Origin of the sequence: Desulfovibrio subterraneus (assembly GCF_013340285.1) — a bacterium.
GTDB classification, from domain to species: Bacteria; Desulfobacterota; Desulfovibrionia; order Desulfovibrionales; family Desulfovibrionaceae; genus Halodesulfovibrio; species Halodesulfovibrio subterraneus.
Genome location: NZ_BLVO01000016.1, coordinates 399,394 through 417,851 on the forward strand (window position 1 = coordinate 399,394; position 18,458 = coordinate 417,851).

The window sequence follows — 18,458 nt, forward strand, 5'->3', positions numbered from 1 at the left end:
AGTACATCGTGCTACCGCTCCTCCCTCCCGTGCCACACACTGAGCACATAGACAGGCGTATCCTCACAGCACAGCAGGGCATATCTATGCCTGCAAAGCATGCTGCACGTATCCAGGCGAATCACCTGCCTGAGCGAATAATGGCTCTGAGTGTCCGCTCCCGTGAATGAACGATACGTTCTTCAAGACCTTCGCAAGGGAGCGAGTTTGCTTCTTGAGTCGGCTGGCGGTATGTTATTCCGCTGAGCCAGTTCATAAAGCAGACGCTATACCATGGAGGAAGCAGGATGAAACATGCAGGAGGCTGTTTGTGCGGCAAGGTCGCATTTGAGGTGGAAGGCGATTTTGATAGTTTTTTCCTCTGTCACTGCGAACGGTGCCGCAAAGACACCGGCTCCGCCCATGCTGCCAATCTGTTTTCCTCCACAGCCAGGCTGCGGTGGCTGTCCGGCGAAGAGGACGTGCGGACGTTCAATTTCAACGCAACAGGGCATATCAAGAGCTTCTGCATTCATTGCGGTTCTGCTCTGCCGAATATTCAGATGGATGGAGCGCTTCTCGTCGTCCCCGCTGGCAGTCTCGACAGCGATGTGCCTATCAGGCCGGATGGCCATATCTTCATCGCAAACAAGGCCAATTGGGATTCCGGACTGGAGAATGTGCCCATGTTCGAGCGGCTTCCTGATGAGTTTGAAGAGTGAGCGTGAGCCATCGGTTCAATCCCGTTCAGCTCCACCACGCACGCACAAGCGGTTATGTCGAAAGGCATGGCCGCTTTTTTGTTATGTATCGAAAACCTGTGTCGAGCGATGGTGCCGGTCTTCTTCCCGAAGGGGGCAAGGGGACTGCCGCCCTTTGAGAGCTTCTGTGGTCGAGCCTGTGACCTGTTTCTGCGGGAATTGGTCCGGTAGCTGGCGGAAGAGGAAAAGGGGCTCTCTGGGGCTTGTCCGGCAGAATTGATGAAACGTACTTTCAATAGATGCATTGGACGCAGAAGCCCCTCGCGGAATGACCGGGAGGGGCTCTTTTCGTCTGCTCACGCAAGACTAGCGGTAAGTGTGATCAAGGATCTATGGTATCTAAAGGGAAACCTTTTCGATTTTCCCGGAGAACTGTCTGATCAAATCGCAACTGCTTCAGCAAAGAGACCGCCGCAGCTATCTCCAGCACAACTCGGATCTGACCCTGCTAACCTCTGAAATGATCTGCTGAGCTATTTGGTCCATGTCGGTCCCAAGGCTCATGCTGGCTCCGAGCTTCTTCAGTTCTTCCGCACGCATGAAGGGCAGCATGTTCTGCAGTTCTTCTGATGGTGAGGGGGCGTGGATTATAGAATCTACACCGAAGAGATGGAACGTGAGAGCTGCGTTGATTTCCTTTCCGCTATTACATTCGGGAATGATAGCTGCAAATGGAAGCTCTTTGATCGGCCGTCCTGCGTATTTTGCAATTTCCCTGAACGTCGCGAGGATTTGAGTGTTGTCGATACACCCTCCGAAGTGCCAGACAGGGGGCATGCTCTGACCAAGGAACAGTTGCAGCATGTCGCCGCATTTGTTTTGTGCTTCCGTGGAGCAATAGCTGTGCGCGATCAACGGAAGAGAAACGCAGCCGTTTGTGAAGATCAGAATGTTGTTCTTGAGTAAGGTGTCTGCAACGCCAGTGATGGCAGTGTCAAACTCCGCGCTGTGTCCGTGGCACCCTGAAAGGCACACAATCCCTCTGATTCTGCCGTCAATAAGGGCTGATGCAACCCGCTCAAGGCACCCGAAATGTCTATCAACTGCCTCAAGGCTAAAGCCCACAATCGTCTTATCCGTGCCTGAAGGAATATGCCGCGGTGTCTTCTTGCGCGCTTTGAAGCTCTCGATTGCCTGAAAGAGAATTTGTTCAGCGAGCGCTTCAGCTCCGGCCTTGTCATCAGCATCACCCATGGGCTCCACGCCGGGCAGCGAACGTACGTTGTTTGGCGAGATAACGGTTGTACGGTTGCAGCTTGCAATATCCAGCATGCCGGTAAAGATATGGTGCGTGTCTGTCAGCAGAATATCAAGAGCGCCGGTCGCAAGCGCCGAGCCGACTCCCTTGGGAGAAGACAGCGGAGCGACTGCATCGGCATTGCTAAATCCCGTTTCGGAGGATTTACTGATGCCGTAGAGCTGCACACCAGCCGCACCGGCTTCGGTGATAGCTTCCAGCGCCTTCTTCTGCTGGCTGGCAGCAAGCAGGTATTCGGCCATAGCGGCGAACTCGTTGTGCAATGCGATGTTGATTGTATTGGCCTGCAATCGTTCGAGGTTCAGGCTGGTCGTCGTGCGTTCCGGTGATCCGAAAAGACAGTCGCCGGCAATGTGGTTGCCCGCCAAACACTTTGCCAGAAAGGAGATACTCGAACGGAGTATCTGAGCCGCAAAGGGGTCGGGATTCTTCCGCGAAGGCTCTGCATTTGAGACTTCGGATTCAGGAGCATCCAATACCCCAAGTTCCTTCCAGACCTGTATCCGTTCGGGTGGAACAACCACGCTAAGGACTCTGGAAAAGCCCTGGCTCGCGACATCAAGGTTCAAGAGAAGAAATTCAGCAAGTTCAACTGCTATATCTGCTGTTGTTTTTCCTTTGGTGGATATATCAAGCGCCCCCGCAACGTTTCTGATTCTGCGTTCATCAAGATCAAGGGGGGTGTCTTCAGGGGCGGAGACAAGCTTTAAAGCATGCAGAAGTTGAATTGTGTGACTTTCACGACAGGCTATGGCCTCTGCCATTGAGCTGAGGATGCTGTCGCTCGCATGCTTGTTGTGGCTATCGTTCTGAAAGGTTTGGTCTTCAGCGTACATGCCTATCTCCTATTTCTTTTTGAAGATGATCAACGGACAATTCTTGCAAATGTCAGCACCGGGAAATCCATCTCCCGGGCGGGTGATGGAGCTACTGGCCAACGCTATTCGTTGCCTGAGTCTTTCAATGGTGATCCGGAACTTTGAGCCGGGGATGATTACGTTGATTTCTCCCCGTTCCGTTTTTCCGGCATTGTAACTGCCGGAGCAGGCAGGAAGCATGTTGAATTTCTGTTCGACAAAGCTCCAGACGTTACCGCCGCAGGCCGAGGAGTTCATGGTTATGTTGGGTCGCAGGGGGTGGGTGTCTGTTGCAGCCATGTAGTCGACAGCAAGATGGTAGGCCTGCATGTTGTCACAATAGAAATGGACAGTGTCGGGTTCGAAGAGATTGTCGATGGCTTCAAGCGGAGCGACTGCCACCCCCAGCAAGCCCGGCATGAGAACCGCCTTGGACGCGACGAACTTCTTCGCTTGGTCCATATCCCTGACGTATTTGGCGTGGCCCTTGATCTCGGCCTCGTCCAACCCCTTCCAGCCAAAGCAGTATTTCGCATTGCCGCACCCGAGGCCATCCGCGTCGGAATAGACGATTTGTCCCTGCATGCGCGCTGCGATTTCCCATTGGCAGAACGTCATGGGTTTCAAGGGCGTGTGAATTTCCCTTGCGCGATCATGAAACGCCTTCAGTTCGCAGGCATCGTAAAAGAACTTCACCGCCACCGGATAATGGTAGAGGCGCAGTTCTTTCATCAAGAGTGCTTGTATTTCTTTATACGTCATGCAGCGTGTCTCCCTGATTTATGTATCCGTGCGGAACAGGTTGGTGCTTCTGAATACTTGCATGGAAGCGAGCGAAGCAGGTCTGTCGGCTTTGCGGACGACCCTGTCATGACGGATGAGCAATTGAATGCATGGTCAAACAGCAAAAGATATGCCGTTTGCTCCTATCTGCTGGTGCGCAGAACACTCTTGGTACCCGTATCCCTTGCGCTGTCTACGTAGCGCGTCTTTCCCGAGAGAGCCTTTTGCAGGGCAGACACGTTTTCCGGATGCATTCTCGGGGTGCTCCGGCAGGCTAACAACGGAAATACGTTGCAAATGGAACGGATTTACGGTGGTCAACTGATTTCCGTTGCCTGCCCGCTTTGCTGAAGCCAAAAGTATAATAATTTGAGATAAATAAGATGATGTCGTCTGCGGTATAGTAATTGCTTGCTCCGCAGCGGAGATTGCTGTTGCGGAGTGCTGAACGGCGCGATCATCAGTCCGGGTGCGGATTGAAAACCGTTTCGAGTGAACGGGGAGATCTCGCCCTGTATACACACATGCACCGCGCGTTGGAGAAGGGGTCATGATCTTGGGTGTGGCCGTTTTGGGGAGCCATCATTTCTGGCGTATCAGGCGGGTGCCCCGGGACTTTTCGACAGGGCCTGCTCTTGTTTCGCTTGCCGGGGAAGAGCGCGGAGGAGTGTAGCAGCGTACGGGATATGTCCTCCGGTAGTTCGGCGCAGTTTTTGTTGCTGTGCATCACAGTTGTCGTCAGAGGGTGATTGGCATACTCTGCCTCAATGGTCGAAGTGAAAACATTTCATTTTACAAACGAACGTATTCAGGCGCTGTTGTTGCAGATGGGACAACAGCGCTCTACCGGTTTGCTCTTCAAATTGATTGTCGACCATCTCTCCGCATTCAACGAGATAGCCCTTGCGAGGATATGGCTTGTCCGAAGGGGTGACAGTTGCTCCTCGTGCCTTTTGGCAGAAGAATGCGGGTCTCAAGATAAATGCCTTCATCTCGTCGCAAGTGCAGGGCACTCTCAGGTAGACAAAACGGCAGACTGGACTCGATTGGATGGAGCGCACAGAAGATTCCCGATGGGAGCCCGTAAGGTGGGTCACATTGCGGCATTGGGCGTGCCGGTGATTATTGAGTCGATCCAGAATGATTCCAAATGGATTGCTCATCCCGACTGGGCACGGAAGGAGCATCTGGAGAGCTTTGCAGGGTACCCCATGCGATTTCAGGGGGAGATATTAGGAGTTCTGGCTGTGTTTACCAAAAACCGGATGACGCAGTCAGCTCTGGATGTTTTGGGAATAATCGCAAACCACGCCGCCTCGGCGTTGGCCAATGCGATGGCCTTCGAGAAAATTCAGGCATTGACGAAACAGCTTGAAGCGGAAAATGACTATCTGCGTGAAGAGCTCTCTGATGTTGCTTCCGCAGGAGGATTTGTCGGCCGAAGTGCCTCGCTGCACCATGTAATTGACCAGATTGACCTTGTGGCTCCTTCGAATGCGAACGTGCTGATTCTTGGCGAGTCGGGTACCGGCAAAGAGCTTGTGGCGTGGGAGGTGCATCAGAAAAGCTCCCGCAGAAGTAAGCCTTTGGTCAGGGTTAACTGCGCCTCGGTACCCAAAGAGCTGTTTTCGAGTGAATTTTTTGGTCATACCCGTGGGGCTTTTACCGGTGCGCTTGCAGACAGGGCAGGGAAATTCGGGGCGGCGCATCAGGGTACCTTGTTTTTGGACGAAATCGGTGAAATCCCCATGGAACAACAGGCCCAGTTGTTACGCGTCCTGCAGGAAGGGGAATATGAGAGATTGGGGGAGGAAAAAATCAGAAAGGTTGATGTGCGCATAATTGCCGCAACAAACCGGGATCTGAAAAAGGAGATGCAGGCCGGGCGTTTCCGCGAAGACTTGTATTTTCGTTTGAATGTCTTTCCTATAACTATTCCTCCCTTGCGCGAAAGAAGAGAAGATATTGAGCCGCTGGCAGATCATTTTCTCAAACGCTGTCTCAGAGATATGAATCGTTCCGTATTCAGTTTTACTCCCGCACAGATAGATGAACTTGTTCGCTACGATTGGCCGGGCAATGTTCGTGAGTTGCAAAATGTCGTGGAGCGTTTTGCCATTTCTTCCTCCTCAAGATCCGTCCGTCCGGGGGCCCTCGGGCTTTTGGGCGACGTGCGGAATTGCGCCTCGTTCCCTCCTTCTGCAGATGCCTCTTCGGGGGTGCTGACCGAAAATGATATGATGCGGCTTCAAAAGCAGAATATCGAGAACGCCCTCAGGCTTTGCAATGGCAAGATCTATGGTCCGGATGGAGCTGCCTCGTTATTGGGTGTGCGGCCAACGACACTGTCTACCAGAATTAAGGCAATGAAGATTGGCCGGAAATGAAGAGGTTTTGGGAAAACTGGATTTTGCGAACAATCCGTTGCCGTTTGCCCTGAAGAGGCGGGGCGGCGAGCCTTATAGGATATCCCCGGCCGGAGAATGTCGCCGATTGCCCGATTCAGCCTTTCGCGGCTTCTCCTATGCGAGTTGCCGGTATTCCTGATCCCATTCCTTCACCGGAGCCATAAGAACGCTGCGGTCATGCCACACAACGGTGGCCGCCAGGCTATGTCCGCCACGGTCGAACGTAGCGCAGCTCATGCCACGTTCACAGCAGAGTGCCGGCACGGGGAACGCCGTTCCCGGCTTACTTCAGAATGGGCGCGCTATTCCACCAGAATACAATACTTCTGCGCGTAGCAATCTCCAGTGTCATTGATGATATAGCTCATCATGTCGTACACATAGATATCACTCTTTATGGTCATGCCGGAGGAAACGATTGTTTCCAACATGTTGGTAAGGGCCTGTCTGTGCGTTTCTTCCGTTCCTTTATGAGCCAGAATGGCCCACCTGCCTTTAGGTTTGACGTGAAGCCGTGAACGCGGCGTTGTGCGCCTTGCCCGGTGGAAGGAATAGCGCTCGAGGAGCTTGCCCCGGCGCACGTCATCCGGTTCGAAGATAAAACCGAACGGGGAGCGTGGCTTTTGTTCCTGCCTTTCATAGGTATCATGGAACTCGACAAATCGTTGGACCAGGTCCCATTGTGACTCGGATGGGCTTGCCCCGGTGGGGGTCACCTCCAGACGCTCTTCTTCCTGCTGTTCCACGGTCAATACGTCGTAGTCAAAATTCAAAGCTTCGCGCAGACACTCGGCCATGTCCCCGAGCATAAGCGTCCGTTGCTTCAGTTTGTTCAATTCCCTTTCTGCGGCAACCTGCTTCTCCTCAAGAAAAGACAGGAAACTCTCACCATCCATATGGCGTAAATGAGTTTTGATTTCTTTCAGCGAACTGCCGACTTCCTTGAGCATCGAGAGCAGGTCGAATTCAAAATACTGTTCTATCTCGTAGCGCCGATAGCCGTTTTCAGAAACGTGCTTTGGTTTCAGCAGCCCTTCTTTGTCGTAAAACAGCAGCGTCCCTTTCTGTGTTCCGCATAGCTTTGCGAACTCGCCTGTCGTAAGAATATGTTTTTTCATGTTTATTTTTCTGTTGACTCTAAAGTTACTTCATACCTTAACCTCGCACAAACTAGGACAAACAGCAAGTCGGCACGTCTGGTGCCGAATAGGATAGAGGTGTCTCAAATGGTTCGGGGGATTGTGAATATACAATTGTGGCGGGTGGTTATAGCGCTGTGCTGTATTGTGTCCGTGGCGGGCTGTGACGCATCGGAACCGCTCGCGTCCGCGCCTGCCGAGGTGCGGTACTCGGTGGTCAGGGAAGAAAAATTAACTCTGAGCAGCACATTGCCGGGGCGGGTTTCCGCGCTTGTAATGGCGGAAGTAAGGCCTCAGGTGGACGGCATCATCGTTGAACGCCTCTTTGAAGAAGGCGCGGATGTGGCAAAGGGGCAAGTATTGTATCGTATTGACCCTGCAGTTCACAAGGCGGCGTACGCCATGGCCAAAGCATCGCTGGCGGAGGCGCAAGCCAATGTGGCGGCTATTGCCCTGCTGGAAACACGGCAGCGGCTTTTGATCTCCCAACATGCCGTCAGCTCACAGGAACTGGACAATACCATTTCCCAGCACGGACAGGCCACTGCCCGGGTTGCCAAGGCTCAAGCCGAACTGGAAGCCGCCGCAATTAATCTTGCCTACACGGAAATTAAAGCACCGGTGGCAGGACGCATTGGAGCTTCGTCCGTAACTGTCGGTGCTCTTGTCACGGCAAACCAGCCATCTGCTCTCGCCGTCATCCAACAGACGGATCGCGTCTATGTGGATATAGCGCAATCCAGCACGGACACTATACGCCTGCGCCGGGCCATGGCTCAAGGGCGAATGGCTCCCGAAGGCAGTGCCACCAAGGTGCGCCTTACCCTTGAAGACGGATCTCCGTACACGGCGATAACCCGGACAAAGGCGGATGGAGAACAGGAATGGATACAGGGGGATCTGTTGTTCTCGGAGATATCCGTCGGGCAAAGTACGGGAAGTATTCTGTTGCGGGCTGTATTCAGTAATCCGGACAGGCTGCTGCTGCCGGGAATGTATGTAAAGGCAACTATCGAAGAAGGGGTGGTAGGCAATGCAGTGCTGATTCCGCAAGGCGCTGCGTTTGCGAACAATGCCGGCGGACATTCTGCCTATGTATTACGGCGAGATGCTGCCGGAGATGGTGTATTCCGGGTTGAGCGCCGCGATATCCGGCTTGAACGCGCATCAGGCAACCGCTGGGTTGTCGGCTCCGGCTTGAATGCCGGAGATATTCTGGTGGTGGAGGGATTTCAGAAAGCCACTCCCGGCGAACTGGTCAAGGGCACTCCCGCGCAACGCGTTCCCGCTGAAGCTGTCGCCAGAGCCCCCGAAAGGAAGGATTGATAAATCATGGCAGCGTTCTTTATCAATCGCCCTATTTTCGCCTGGGTTATCGCCATCGTCATCATGCTGGCCGGAGTGCTTGCCCTGGGCAGGCTTCCGGTGGCCCATTATCCGGACATAGCCCTGCCGCAGATATCCATTTCCGCTCAGTATCCCGGAGCCTCCGCGTCCATTGTTGACCGGAGCGTAACACAGATTATCGAGCAACAACTCAAGGGACTGGACAACCTGCTGCACATGAGCTCCACCAGCGGCTCTTCCAGCGGTTCGGAGATTAATCTCACTTTCACGGCCGGAACGGATATAGATACGGCACAGGTTCAGGTGCAGAACAAGTTGCAGCAAGCCATGTCCCTGCTGCCTGAAGCGGTGCAAAGGCAAGGAGTTCAGGCATTCAAGGCCGTTGAGAACTCTTTCATGACCGTTGCTTTGTATGACGCCCGTAACATGATGCGGGCAAGCGACATCAGTGATTACGTGGCGAGTTCCCTTGTTGATCCGTTAAGCCGGATTCAGGGAGTGGGGTCTGTCACTCTCTATGGCTCTCAGAACGCAATGCGTATCTGGTGCGATCCCGACAAAATGCGGCAGTACAGGCTGAATCCTCAGGACGTTCTGACCGCTATACGTGAACAAAATTCTCAGGTTGCAGGCGGGCAGGTGGGCGAATCACCTGCTCCCCCCGGTCAGGAAATAAATATTGCCATCAATGCCTCCTCGAGTCTGGAGACCGTGGAGCAGTTTGAGCAAATACTTCTGCGCGTGGAAGAGAACGGGGCAGTTCTGTTGCTCAAGGATGTTGCCCGCATCGAGCTCAATGAAGAAAGCGCAACAGGCGGGACCTATTTTAACGGCCACGCGGGAACAGGGTTGTCATTCAAACTTTCCTCCGGAGCCAACGTCCTGAAAACCACTCAGGCCATCAAGGCCGAACTGGAAGCGCTTGCCGCCTTTTTCCCGCCGGGGCTCACTTACGCCTATGCCGAAGACAAGGCGCCCATTGTAGAAAAATCCATACAATCAGTTGTTCGCACTCTTCTCGAGGCCATAGCCCTGGTCGTGGTGGTGATGTTCTTGTTCCTGCAAAGCTTCCGCGCCACGCTTGTTTCGGCCATCGCTGTTCCGGTAGTTTTGCTCGGTGTATTTGCGGTGCTGGCGGTTGCCGGTTTTTCCATCAACACGCTGACCATGTTCGGCATGGTTCTGGCGATCGGCCTGTTGGTCGATGATGCCATTGTCGTGGTGGAAAACGTGGAACGCCTGATGCGGGAGGAGAAACTCTCTGCCAGAGAAGCCGCGCTCAAATCCATGCGTCAGATAACCGGGGCACTTGTCGGCGTTGCCGTGGTTATTTCCGCCGTATTCATTCCCATGGCCTTCATATCTGGTTCAACAGGCTCTATTTTCAGGCAATTTTCCATTACCATCGTTGCCTCCATGGTGCTTTCCGTTGTTGTGGCCATTGTGCTTACACCGGCTTTGTGCGCCACCATCCTGACAGTAAAGAAGCACAGAGCGGAGGCTGGTGTGTTCGGCAGATTCAACAGGTGGTTCGACGCGCTCACCGGACGGTACGCCGTTCAGGTGGCTGGTATTGTGAAACGGCCCAAAACGTGGACGACCACAGTTGTCTTTGTGGTCGCGATGTGCGCGGTGTTGTTCTCGCGCCTGCCGGATTCTTTTTTGCCCGACGAAGATCAGGGAATCTTATATGTCGATGTGCAGCTTCCGTCCGGCGCATCACAGGAGCGTACCGAGAAAATAGTCAAAGAAATCGATGAGTATTTCCGCACTGAGGAGAAAGATGCCATCCAAAGTGTCATGTCGGTCGTGGGTTGGGGCTTCAGTGGCTCAGGCCAGAGTTCGGCCATGGTGTTCCCCTTGCTGAAGGACTGGAGCGAACGGGGACAGGGGCAAGGTGTCTTTGATGTTATGGAGCGGGCTTCCGCCCGTTTTTCGTCCATTCATGGTGCAGACATTGTCGTTATGGCACCACCGGCTGCCATGGATCTCGGCACGTCCTCAGGCTTTGAAATGGAGCTGATGGATCGCGGAGGCAACGGCCGTGCGGCTCTGCTCAAAGCCAAGGATGCTCTGCTGGAAGACGCCGCGAAAAGGCCCTCCGTCTCCTACGCCCGTTATGGCGGAATGGAGGACGCAGAGCAATATGACCTTCTGATTAATAATGGAAAAGCAGGCGCATACGGCCTTTCCAGAGGGGACATTAATAACGCCATCAGCGCATACTGGGCTGGGGAGTATATCAACGACTTTTCGGACCGGGGCAGAACGAAAAAGGTGTATTTTCAGGCTGAACCATCGTTTCGGACCGGCGTGGACGACTTCAGGCGCTATTACCTGCGCAACGCCAAAGATGAAATGGTGCCGTTCAGCAACTTTCTTGCTGTGAAGTCGGGTTTAGCCTCGCCAAGCCTGACGCGCTATCAAGGGATTCCATCAGTGAAAATCGAAGGGGCCGCAGTTCAAGGGAAAAGTTCCGGACAGGCGATGCTGGAAATGGAAGAAAGTGCGGCAAAACTGCCTTCCGGTTTTGACTATGCATGGACGGGCCTTTCATACCAGCAGCGCATGGCCTCCAATCAGGCTCCACTGCTGTACGCCATTTCCATCATCGTTGTTTTTCTGAGCCTTGCAGCGTTGTACGAAAGTTGGACGATTCCCCTGGCGGTGCTCATGGCGGTCCCCACAGGCGTAATTGGAGCCCTGGGTGGGGTGTACCTTCGCGGCATGAATAACGACATCTATTTTCAGATAGCCCTGCTCACCATCGTTGGCCTGTCCGCCAAGAACTCCATCCTGATAGTGGAATTCGCAAGAGCTTTGCACCATGAGGGGAAAGATCTGCTCACGGCCACCGTGGAAGCTTCGCGTCTCCGTTTGCGGCCCGTGCTCATGACCTCGCTGTGCTTCATTCTTGGTGTTGTGCCTTTGGCCTTCAGCACCGGCGCCGGTTCCGCAGCGCAGAACGCCCTCGGAACGGCCGTAATGGCGGGTATGATCACCGCAACGGGACTCGGTGTTTACTACACACCGCTGTTCTTCGTTCTGGTGACCAGGTTGTTTGGGCGAAAAAAGGGTCATGAACATGCTCCGGCCTCATCGACGGTTCCTAACGCATAAGCTGGAAAAGTCTCTCGCGGATACGGATAACTAACTTCCGGAAGGGAGGATATACAGGTGACGAGGATCAAAACAGAAAGGCTGCTTATACGGAATTTTGAGACCAAAGATGCTGAAGGGGTGTTTGCATATCTTTCGCATCCTCGTGCGAATTGCTTTCTTGCGGAAAGAGTCCGCACGCTGGAAGAGGCTGCTGCCACTGTTGCGCGCAAAAGTCAGGACGAATTGCAGCTGGCCGTTTGTTTACAGGAAACAGACTCCGTTATCGGTGAGGTCTTCGCGATTAAAGAGGAGCCCGACACGTATAGCGTGGGTTGGAACTTCAACGCGCAGTATGAGGGTAAGGGATATGCAAGTGAAGGGGCGAGGGCATTCCTCGATTTCCTTTTCACCAGCAGGGGAGCAAGGCGAATTTATGGATACGTAGAAGAGACGAATCACAGCTCCCAAAAGCTCTGTGAACGCCTCGATATGTGCAGAGAGGGGTTTTTCATAGAGTTTGTAACTTTCACCAACAATCCTGATGGCACACCGAAATATGAAAACACCTTTGTCTATGCGGTTTTGAAAAGAGAGTGGGAATTCTGCAAGATGCTCAACTCACAGTATTTCGACCAGCCTTAGAGTTTGCTCAAAGATTCACCGGAAGCGCGGCATTACGTTGACGTTGAAATAACAATACAACGCAAGGAGTTGCTATGAACATCGGGACAGTCGGTACGCTTGGAACAAATGTTGATGAGATGCAAAGTACACAGCGCACAGGCCAGAATATAAAGGCGGGTGCGAAAAACGAAACTGCGGCGGCGCATGGGGATACTGTAGTCATTTCCGAGGAAGGGCGCAGAAAATCCACGGAGCTGCGGACGGACGCCTCCGGCAAGGATGCATCTGGTGGTGCATCCAATTCCGGGAAAGGTAGCGTCGATGTGCATGCCGCCAGCAGCGTGAATGTCACCGACCTTGAGAAGGAACTGCAAACTAAAAAGGGCGAGGTCAAATCGAAACAGGCGAAACTGGATGAGGCAGCGCAGGCGGCAGCGAATGATCCCTCAAAGGAAGAGCAGGTAAAGAAACTCAAAAATCAGGTGGATCAACTGGAAAAGGAAGCATCGAAGATTCAGTCCAAAGTGTATTCCTCAAAATGATCCACTTCCCCAATGATGCTCCACTTTCCGAGCCGTATAAGAGGCCGTCATGCTTGTCAGGACGGCCTCTTTCTCGGTAACCGTTCAGCACCTTCTTGATATATGAGCTAGCCAGGGTTGGTTAGTTTCTCTTTGAATGGTTTTGTTAAGTATTTCGGTGGAATATTCTTGTGGTGCTTGGCGTTGGAAATGGATGGTTGCCAAAGCACATCATGGTTCTATTCGCTTGAGATACGCCACGAAGGTCGGGGGGGGGAAGAGGAGAGCGATTGCCATGGGCGAAGGAGGCGGACTTGGGTCGGGCTGAATATCCCTGGTCGGCAAATGTCGCCAATTGCCCGACTCTGCCCTTCATAGCTTTACATATTTCACAGAAATACCGAGACAAGTTTTCCCATAGGGGGGCATGGCATTCAAGCGGTCATGGTTCAATCGCGTTCAGCTCCACCACGTACGTTCAAGGGGTTTCGAGCGATTCGCTCGAAACCCCTTTTCTTTTTTACAATCGTGGCCCGTGGAGATACCTTGTAAACTGATTGAATGTTGTTTCAACGGGAAGCGTGGCTTCGCCATGCCCCATGGGAGGTTGGGTGAATCGAATTGACCGGCTGCTGGGCCTGATCATCTATCTTCAGTCCAGGCGTTTCGCCACGGCGGCGGATATGGCCGATCACTTCGGCCTGAGCATTAGGACTATCTATCGTGACCTAAAGGCTCTGGGCGAGGTGGGGGTGCCTATTCTGGGCGAGGCAGGTGTGGGCTACTCGTTGATGAAGGGGTACAGCCTGCCGCCCGTGAACTTCACCAAGGCCGAGGCCTTGGCCCTGTCCACAGGCGGCCTGCTTCTTCAGCGCCACGCAACTTCGGACTTCCGCAAACATATGGATACGGCCTTGGAGAAGATCAGGGCCATTCTGCCTGCGTCCAACCGGGCGGAGATCGACCGGATTGAAAACAGCATGGCTAGCGTCGCGGAAGCCATAGTCCCGAAGCAGGCCGACCTCTCGCTCATCCAGCTGGCTTTGGGCGCACAGCAGCTCCTGCGCTTCCGGTATCAGGGATACGGTAAAACCGAAGCCGAGGTACGCGAAGTCGAGCCGCGCGGACTGCTCTACTATCTCGGTCGCTGGCATCTCATTGCCTGGTGTCGACTACGGGATGATTATCGTGATTTTCGCACCGACCGGATGCGCGATCTGGAAGTCTTGGCCCAACGCTTTACCTCAGACCGTGAGTTTGACTTGGCCGCCTATGTGCGCGAGCACATGCCCGCCCCGGCTCTGCGCGTTCGTGCACGGTTCGAGGCGGAAGCTCTGGACAGGGCCCGGCGTGAATGGTGGATGGGGCTGACCGAGGATCGGGCTGAAGGCTGCGAACTGACTCTGAACACTCCCGATCTCGATTCCGTCGCGTCCTGGCTGCTTTCCTTTGGCACATCCGTCACCGTACTCGAACCGCCTCGGCTTCGTTCGATGTTGGCTGAGCGCGCTGCTGCTGCGGCAGCCCATCATCGCCGTACGCCATGAACGGTTTGCGCCTGAAGAGTTCTGTCACTAGCGCGTGAAGACCGTCTTGCCCTGCATGCGTCCTTCAATCATATCCCTAAACCCTTCCTTGGCTCGTTCCATCGGGAGGACGCTGCCTATTTCCGGGACGACACCCGCATCGACGACAAGTCGCATCAGGTCGCGCATCTCGTCCAAGGTGCCCATGATCGTCCCCCTGATGGTCAGCTGGTTGACGATTACCGGCAGCAAGTCGGTGGTCACATGCCGCCCAGTGGTCACGCCCATAGTGACCACGACGCCTCCACGCCTGACGGAGCCAACCGAGTGCGTCCAGGTGGACTCCCCCACACTGTCAAAGACCGCGTCCACCTTACGTGGCAAGGTTTCGCCGGACAGAAATCCTCGGTGCGCCCCCAATCTTGCGGCAAGGTCCAGCCCCTGAGCGGTGCGGCTGGTGACCCAGACCTCCATACCCGCGGCGCGGCCAAGCTGAATCAAGGCCGTGGACACTCCGCCCGATGCCCCTTGGACCAACATGACCTGGCCCGGACGCAATCCGGAACAGGTTACCAGCATGCGGTAGGCCGTGAGCCAGGCCGTGCCCAGGACAGAGGCGTGGAGGGGGGACAGTTCGTCCGGCAGCGGCAGCGCATTGCGCCTGGGCACGACCACATGGTCGGCGAACGTTCCCTGTACCTTTTCACTCAGCACGTGCCAGTGTGGGTCAAGGGTCTCGTCGCCGGTGCGGTCAGAGCCGGTGATCAGCGGATAGATTGCCACCGGGGTGCCGTCGTCGAGCACGCCTGAAGCGTCGTTGCCCAGAATCATGGGGAAGGGAATGGGACTGTCCTGTCCGGTGACCCCGCGTAGTGTGAAGATGTCGTGCCGGTTCAGGCTGGCGTGGGTGATACGCACCCGAACCCATCCTTCGGGCGTTTCCGGCTCGGGGCGCTCCCCTACCACCAGGGCTGCCAGCGGGTTCTCGTCGTCGGGCTTTTCACAATAGACTGCAAACATGGTGTTCTCCTATGCTGGTTGATCGAATGGCTCATGGTGCGCCTTGCCCCTGACAACTGTGTGTCAGCATGCCTGCCGGATTTCCCTGCTGACACACTATTGTCAGTGGGAGCCTATAGACAGGGGCCATGGGACCACTGAAGCCACCCGTAACCACAAGGAGAATAGCCATGTCACTGAATCTGCCCGTCGTGATCGGAACCTATTTCGAGGGCGCCAATGGATTGAATGCTGATGTCTTGCTGCCGTGCTTTACGCCCGAAGCCGTGGTCGATGATGAAGAAAGACGCCACATAGGGCACGCGGCTATCCGTGTCTGGATGGAGGAGAGCTTCACCCGCTACCGTCCGGTCCATAACCTGCGCGCATCAAAGCAGGATGGCCCCGTGGTGTCGGTGGTCTCCACCGTGTCCGGCGATTTCCCGGGCAGCCCGGTGGATCTGCTGCACAAATTTACCCTGGAAGGAGACCTCATCGTCCGGCTGGCCATCACCCTGGCGTAGAGATCCCGTCGGTTGTCCTTGCCCAAGAGGAGAGTTGTCCTTGGAGAGCTGGAACAGTGGCCTGATTTTGAGGGTGGAGAAGGTCTTGAAGCTTCACGTTGATTTTTTGCTGCAGATTGGCCCCGCATGGCATTCAAGCGGACATGGTTCAATCCCGTTCAGCTCCACCACGCAAACACAAGCGGCTATATCGAAAGACATGGCCGCTTTTTTGTTGTTACCAATGTTCTTTCAATGCTGTGACAGCTGCTCTGCATAACGAACGGAACCCCGGATGGTGTATATCCGTTACATGCTGGCTGCGCGTGAAGGTGGTCCAATTGTGATGGTTCTGAAGATGAAACATCGGTTAATAAAATGTTTGCATTCGTCGTGAATTATCTGGTTTTCAAATCCAATATTGTCTTTTCATTGACATTGATGATTGCCCCAAAATCGTTTGCGAAAACACATTCTATACAGTAAGGCATGTTTTTATTGTCAGGTTAAAGGGCTTGTTGAATACAATAGAAGGGTGTTTGTAGATGGATATATTGTCTTTTCGTATTGTTTCGGTCAGGTCGGGAGTGCTGTTTTTTTTGCTATTGTTTATGATGACCGGTTGCGCAGGACGCAGTGCCGACTATAAGGAAGCGACAGGGAATCATCAGTTTGGAAATGTGGCTTTTTCTCTCCCCGCAGCCTACCAGCTCAGTTCAAAACGCGTTGTGATTCAAGGAATGTTGGTGGAGGAGTTCCCCCTTGGCGACAAGACAGATGGTTCGGGTATTGATGCCGTGCTCAAGGTGTGTTTTTCCAGCATTTCATTAGTACAGGCTCTGGTTAGTGAAAAAGGGTTTAATAATAATATAAAGGACGTTTCCGAAGAGTTTGGCGTCCCGGCGCGGTGGATGCTCAGCAGTGTCCTTCAGGGTGAAGAGGAATTGATCATTTCCATTCACATTGTGCAGGAAAGCAATGTCTATTTGGTGTTAATCAAGGCTGATGCGGATCTCGACATAGATGGCGTGCAGAACAGCGCAAAGCTGCTCCACTCTCTATACAGGCCCGAAGCGGGCGAAGGTACCAAGGATTTTGCCATTACGAATGGATTTTTCAGGGGATTGCTTTCCACGTCAATTCCATTCACCTATGAGGTGACCTACCGTTCTCAGCTTTCCTCTGACTATATTCTCATTGATTACGGTGGAAAGCTGAAACACTTCCAGCTTCCCCTTCCAACGGCCATGAGTGCTGTTCTTCATATTCACCCTGCTGCGTATTTTTTATTGCCAGATGAAGAGCGTAATCATGAATATGAGATTGACGGTATAAAGGGATATGAGGTGGTCGTTGAAGATCAGGGTCTGTTTGTAACAATGGGCATGGGCGACAGGTCCATATTCGAATGGTGGGGCAAAGTGCCATCGCCGGCCGGAGAAGGGGAATTAACGCTCAAGATAGTATCTGCTTCAACCGATTCTAAAGCGTACGATAGCAATCTTAAGGTCTGGGATCATTTGCTCAAGACCATTACCGTGAGGCGCTAGCCATGGTCGTTCGCTTTGTTGTTCTTTCTCTGTTTCTGGCACTGGCTGGCGGATGTGGCCGCACATACAAGGTGCAGGATTACAACCCCGTAGAGTTTGGCGTGTACAGCATGGACGTGCCGACCTCGCTTACTACCCGGGTTATGTACACAAGGATAAACGATGCCATCTTGCGCGAGCTGCCCAAGTCGAAGATTGATTCCTCGTCAACGGCGAGGGGGATAGCAGCGAAAAAGCTGTTTTTGACATGCAATGATGCGTCCAAGTGCAGGTTGATGGTGCCGGACGAGCTGCCCATGGATACGATGACAGCAAGAGTGGGGCTGCCTGCGAATATGAGTATTGTAGCTGAAGGAGACCTGTTCTGGGGCGCAGCCTTTGAAACAGATTTAGGATATATATGGCTGAACTATCTCAAGCCCGTATCTACGGATACGTTCATTTCCGATATTATGCTGGCGCAAAGAAACTACAAACCAGCGACTGTTGGTTCATACCGAACACGCTATGGCGCCCTAGAGCAGGCCGGGGACATAACGCATTGGCAAACAGTGGTGCAGGGGAAAGACAGTTCCGGCTCCCTTGAGCTATCAGTCTACTACGCGAAAGAACCTTTGAATTCAGACAAGCACATGATTGATTTGAAAACCGGAACCTCTACCCACGAGAAATTTGGGCACAAGGCTGAATATACCAGGAAGCGGAAGGTCTGCGGTTTTGAAGGTACCGAATGGATGGCTGAGGGGATTCTGCCGAATATCCGGTATTATGAATGGTTCTTTGAGGGAGATATGCCGGATGTGGGAAGGGTTCATCTGGACGTGTCTCTGAAAGGCTCTCTTTCCAGGGATGAAGGCTGGCATGAGGCCGTTTGGAATTTCGTCCTGAATTCCATGAGATTGCAGGCTGCGCACCAATAATGCCTGGCTTGTTCGTGTGCAAGGTTAGAAGCAGTATTCAAACAGGGAGACCCTGTAGAATGTCTGGGTGTAGTGGTATAGTCGGCAGGCTGTTAAGGCATTATTGTTCCGGTCTTCGTCCATAGCTCCGTGCCTCGTTTGAGCCAGGAAGACGTTGTCCGCGTCCGCTATGGGCGACCCA

At 53.6% G+C, this 18,458-nt stretch carries 15 protein-coding genes; 10 read left to right on the plus strand and 5 right to left on the minus strand.

Features of this window, described 5'->3' with window-relative positions; all coding sequences use genetic code 11:
• Positions 1–287 precede the first annotated feature (287 nt).
• A complete protein-coding gene (locus HUV30_RS16145; protein WP_174406531.1) occupies positions 288–701 on the plus strand; it encodes a GFA family protein in 414 nt (137 codons plus the stop codon).
• A 456-nt stretch (positions 702–1,157) separates the two neighbouring features.
• Here the strand turns inward: HUV30_RS16145 and HUV30_RS16150 are convergent, their stop codons facing one another.
• Positions 1,158–2,834: an anaerobic carbon-monoxide dehydrogenase catalytic subunit gene (locus HUV30_RS16150; RefSeq protein WP_174406532.1), complete on the minus strand. Its 1,677-nt coding sequence runs from the start codon at positions 2,832–2,834 to the stop codon at positions 1,158–1,160.
• 9 nt (positions 2,835–2,843) lie between these two features.
• Positions 2,844–3,617: a DUF169 domain-containing protein gene (locus HUV30_RS16155; RefSeq protein ID WP_174406533.1), complete on the minus strand. Its 774-nt coding sequence runs from the start codon at positions 3,615–3,617 to the stop codon at positions 2,844–2,846.
• Positions 3,618–4,405: 788 nt separating this feature from the next.
• Between HUV30_RS16155 and HUV30_RS16160 the strand changes: the two genes are divergently transcribed.
• Positions 4,406–6,025, plus strand: a complete 1,620-nt coding sequence (locus HUV30_RS16160) for a sigma-54-dependent Fis family transcriptional regulator (RefSeq protein ID WP_174406534.1) — start codon at positions 4,406–4,408, stop codon at positions 6,023–6,025.
• A 135-nt stretch (positions 6,026–6,160) separates the two neighbouring features.
• On the opposite strand, the gene HUV30_RS18485 is transcribed toward HUV30_RS16160, so the two are convergent.
• Positions 6,161–6,283: a hypothetical protein gene (locus HUV30_RS18485; protein WP_276512324.1), complete on the minus strand. Its 123-nt coding sequence runs from the start codon at positions 6,281–6,283 to the stop codon at positions 6,161–6,163.
• 65 nt (positions 6,284–6,348) lie between these two features.
• Positions 6,349–7,164 carry a MerR family transcriptional regulator gene (locus HUV30_RS16165; RefSeq protein WP_174406535.1) on the minus strand — a complete coding sequence of 272 codons (816 nt, stop codon included), beginning with the start codon at positions 7,162–7,164 and terminating at the stop codon, positions 6,349–6,351.
• 108 nt (positions 7,165–7,272) lie between these two features.
• On the opposite strand from HUV30_RS16165, the gene HUV30_RS16170 reads away from it, so the two are divergent.
• The 5 genes from HUV30_RS16170 (at position 7,273) to HUV30_RS16190 (ending at position 14,326) form a co-directional block, all read left to right on the plus strand.
• Complete coding sequence (locus HUV30_RS16170; RefSeq protein WP_243452223.1) at positions 7,273–8,511, plus strand: efflux RND transporter periplasmic adaptor subunit; 1,239 nt, start codon at positions 7,273–7,275, stop codon at positions 8,509–8,511.
• Positions 8,512–8,517: 6 nt separating this feature from the next.
• Positions 8,518–11,652, plus strand: coding sequence for an efflux RND transporter permease subunit (locus tag HUV30_RS16175; protein ID WP_174406537.1), 3,135 nt, complete (start codon positions 8,518–8,520; stop codon positions 11,650–11,652).
• Between the two features lie 57 nt (positions 11,653–11,709).
• Entirely contained in the window at positions 11,710–12,276 is a 567-nt protein-coding gene (locus HUV30_RS16180; RefSeq protein ID WP_174406538.1) for a GNAT family N-acetyltransferase, read from the plus strand.
• Positions 12,277–12,350: 74 nt separating this feature from the next.
• Entirely contained in the window at positions 12,351–12,800 is a 450-nt protein-coding gene (locus tag HUV30_RS16185; protein ID WP_174406539.1) for a hypothetical protein, read from the plus strand.
• Positions 12,801–13,390: 590 nt separating this feature from the next.
• Positions 13,391–14,326 carry a helix-turn-helix transcriptional regulator gene (locus tag HUV30_RS16190; protein WP_174406540.1) on the plus strand — a complete coding sequence of 312 codons (936 nt, stop codon included), beginning with the start codon at positions 13,391–13,393 and terminating at the stop codon, positions 14,324–14,326.
• A gap of 27 nt (positions 14,327–14,353) precedes the next feature.
• Here HUV30_RS16190 and HUV30_RS16195 read toward each other — a convergent pair whose 3' ends face one another.
• A complete protein-coding gene (locus tag HUV30_RS16195) occupies positions 14,354–15,325 on the minus strand; it encodes a quinone oxidoreductase family protein (RefSeq protein WP_174406541.1) in 972 nt (323 codons plus the stop codon).
• Between the two features lie 170 nt (positions 15,326–15,495).
• Here HUV30_RS16195 and HUV30_RS16200 point away from each other — a divergent pair, with 170 nt between their 5' ends.
• The 3 genes from HUV30_RS16200 to HUV30_RS16210 all read left to right on the plus strand — a co-directional run bounded on the left by HUV30_RS16200 (position 15,496) and on the right by HUV30_RS16210 (position 18,277).
• Positions 15,496–15,828: a nuclear transport factor 2 family protein gene (locus HUV30_RS16200; protein WP_174406542.1), complete on the plus strand. Its 333-nt coding sequence runs from the start codon at positions 15,496–15,498 to the stop codon at positions 15,826–15,828.
• 524 nt (positions 15,829–16,352) lie between these two features.
• Positions 16,353–17,357: a hypothetical protein gene (locus tag HUV30_RS16205; protein ID WP_174406543.1), complete on the plus strand. Its 1,005-nt coding sequence runs from the start codon at positions 16,353–16,355 to the stop codon at positions 17,355–17,357.
• Positions 17,358–17,359: 2 nt separating this feature from the next.
• Positions 17,360–18,277: a hypothetical protein gene (locus HUV30_RS16210; RefSeq protein WP_174406544.1), complete on the plus strand. Its 918-nt coding sequence runs from the start codon at positions 17,360–17,362 to the stop codon at positions 18,275–18,277.
• Positions 18,278–18,458 lie beyond the last annotated feature (181 nt).

Excerpts from the sequence above, each read along its gene's own strand:
- HUV30_RS16145 (WP_174406531.1), top strand. The coding sequence starts at position 288 with ATGAAACATGCAGGAGGCTGTTTGTGCGGCAAGGTCGCATTTGAGGTG.
- HUV30_RS16150 (WP_174406532.1), bottom strand. The coding sequence starts at position 2,834 with ATGTACGCTGAAGACCAAACCTTTCAGAACGATAGCCACAACAAGCAT.
- HUV30_RS16155 (WP_174406533.1), bottom strand. The coding sequence starts at position 3,617 with ATGACGTATAAAGAAATACAAGCACTCTTGATGAAAGAACTGCGCCTC.
- HUV30_RS16160 (WP_174406534.1), top strand. The coding sequence starts at position 4,406 with ATGGTCGAAGTGAAAACATTTCATTTTACAAACGAACGTATTCAGGCG.
- HUV30_RS18485 (WP_276512324.1), bottom strand. The coding sequence starts at position 6,283 with ATGAGCTGCGCTACGTTCGACCGTGGCGGACATAGCCTGGCGGCCACC.
- HUV30_RS16165 (WP_174406535.1), bottom strand. The coding sequence starts at position 7,164 with ATGAAAAAACATATTCTTACGACAGGCGAGTTCGCAAAGCTATGCGGA.
- HUV30_RS16170 (WP_243452223.1), top strand. The coding sequence starts at position 7,273 with ATGGTTCGGGGGATTGTGAATATACAATTGTGGCGGGTGGTTATAGCG.
- HUV30_RS16175 (WP_174406537.1), top strand. The coding sequence starts at position 8,518 with ATGGCAGCGTTCTTTATCAATCGCCCTATTTTCGCCTGGGTTATCGCC.
- HUV30_RS16185 (WP_174406539.1), top strand. The coding sequence starts at position 12,351 with ATGAACATCGGGACAGTCGGTACGCTTGGAACAAATGTTGATGAGATG.
- HUV30_RS16195 (WP_174406541.1), bottom strand. The coding sequence starts at position 15,325 with ATGTTTGCAGTCTATTGTGAAAAGCCCGACGACGAGAACCCGCTGGCA.
- HUV30_RS16200 (WP_174406542.1), top strand. The coding sequence starts at position 15,496 with ATGTCACTGAATCTGCCCGTCGTGATCGGAACCTATTTCGAGGGCGCC.
- HUV30_RS16205 (WP_174406543.1), top strand. The coding sequence starts at position 16,353 with ATGGATATATTGTCTTTTCGTATTGTTTCGGTCAGGTCGGGAGTGCTG.
- HUV30_RS16210 (WP_174406544.1), top strand. The coding sequence starts at position 17,360 with ATGGTCGTTCGCTTTGTTGTTCTTTCTCTGTTTCTGGCACTGGCTGGC.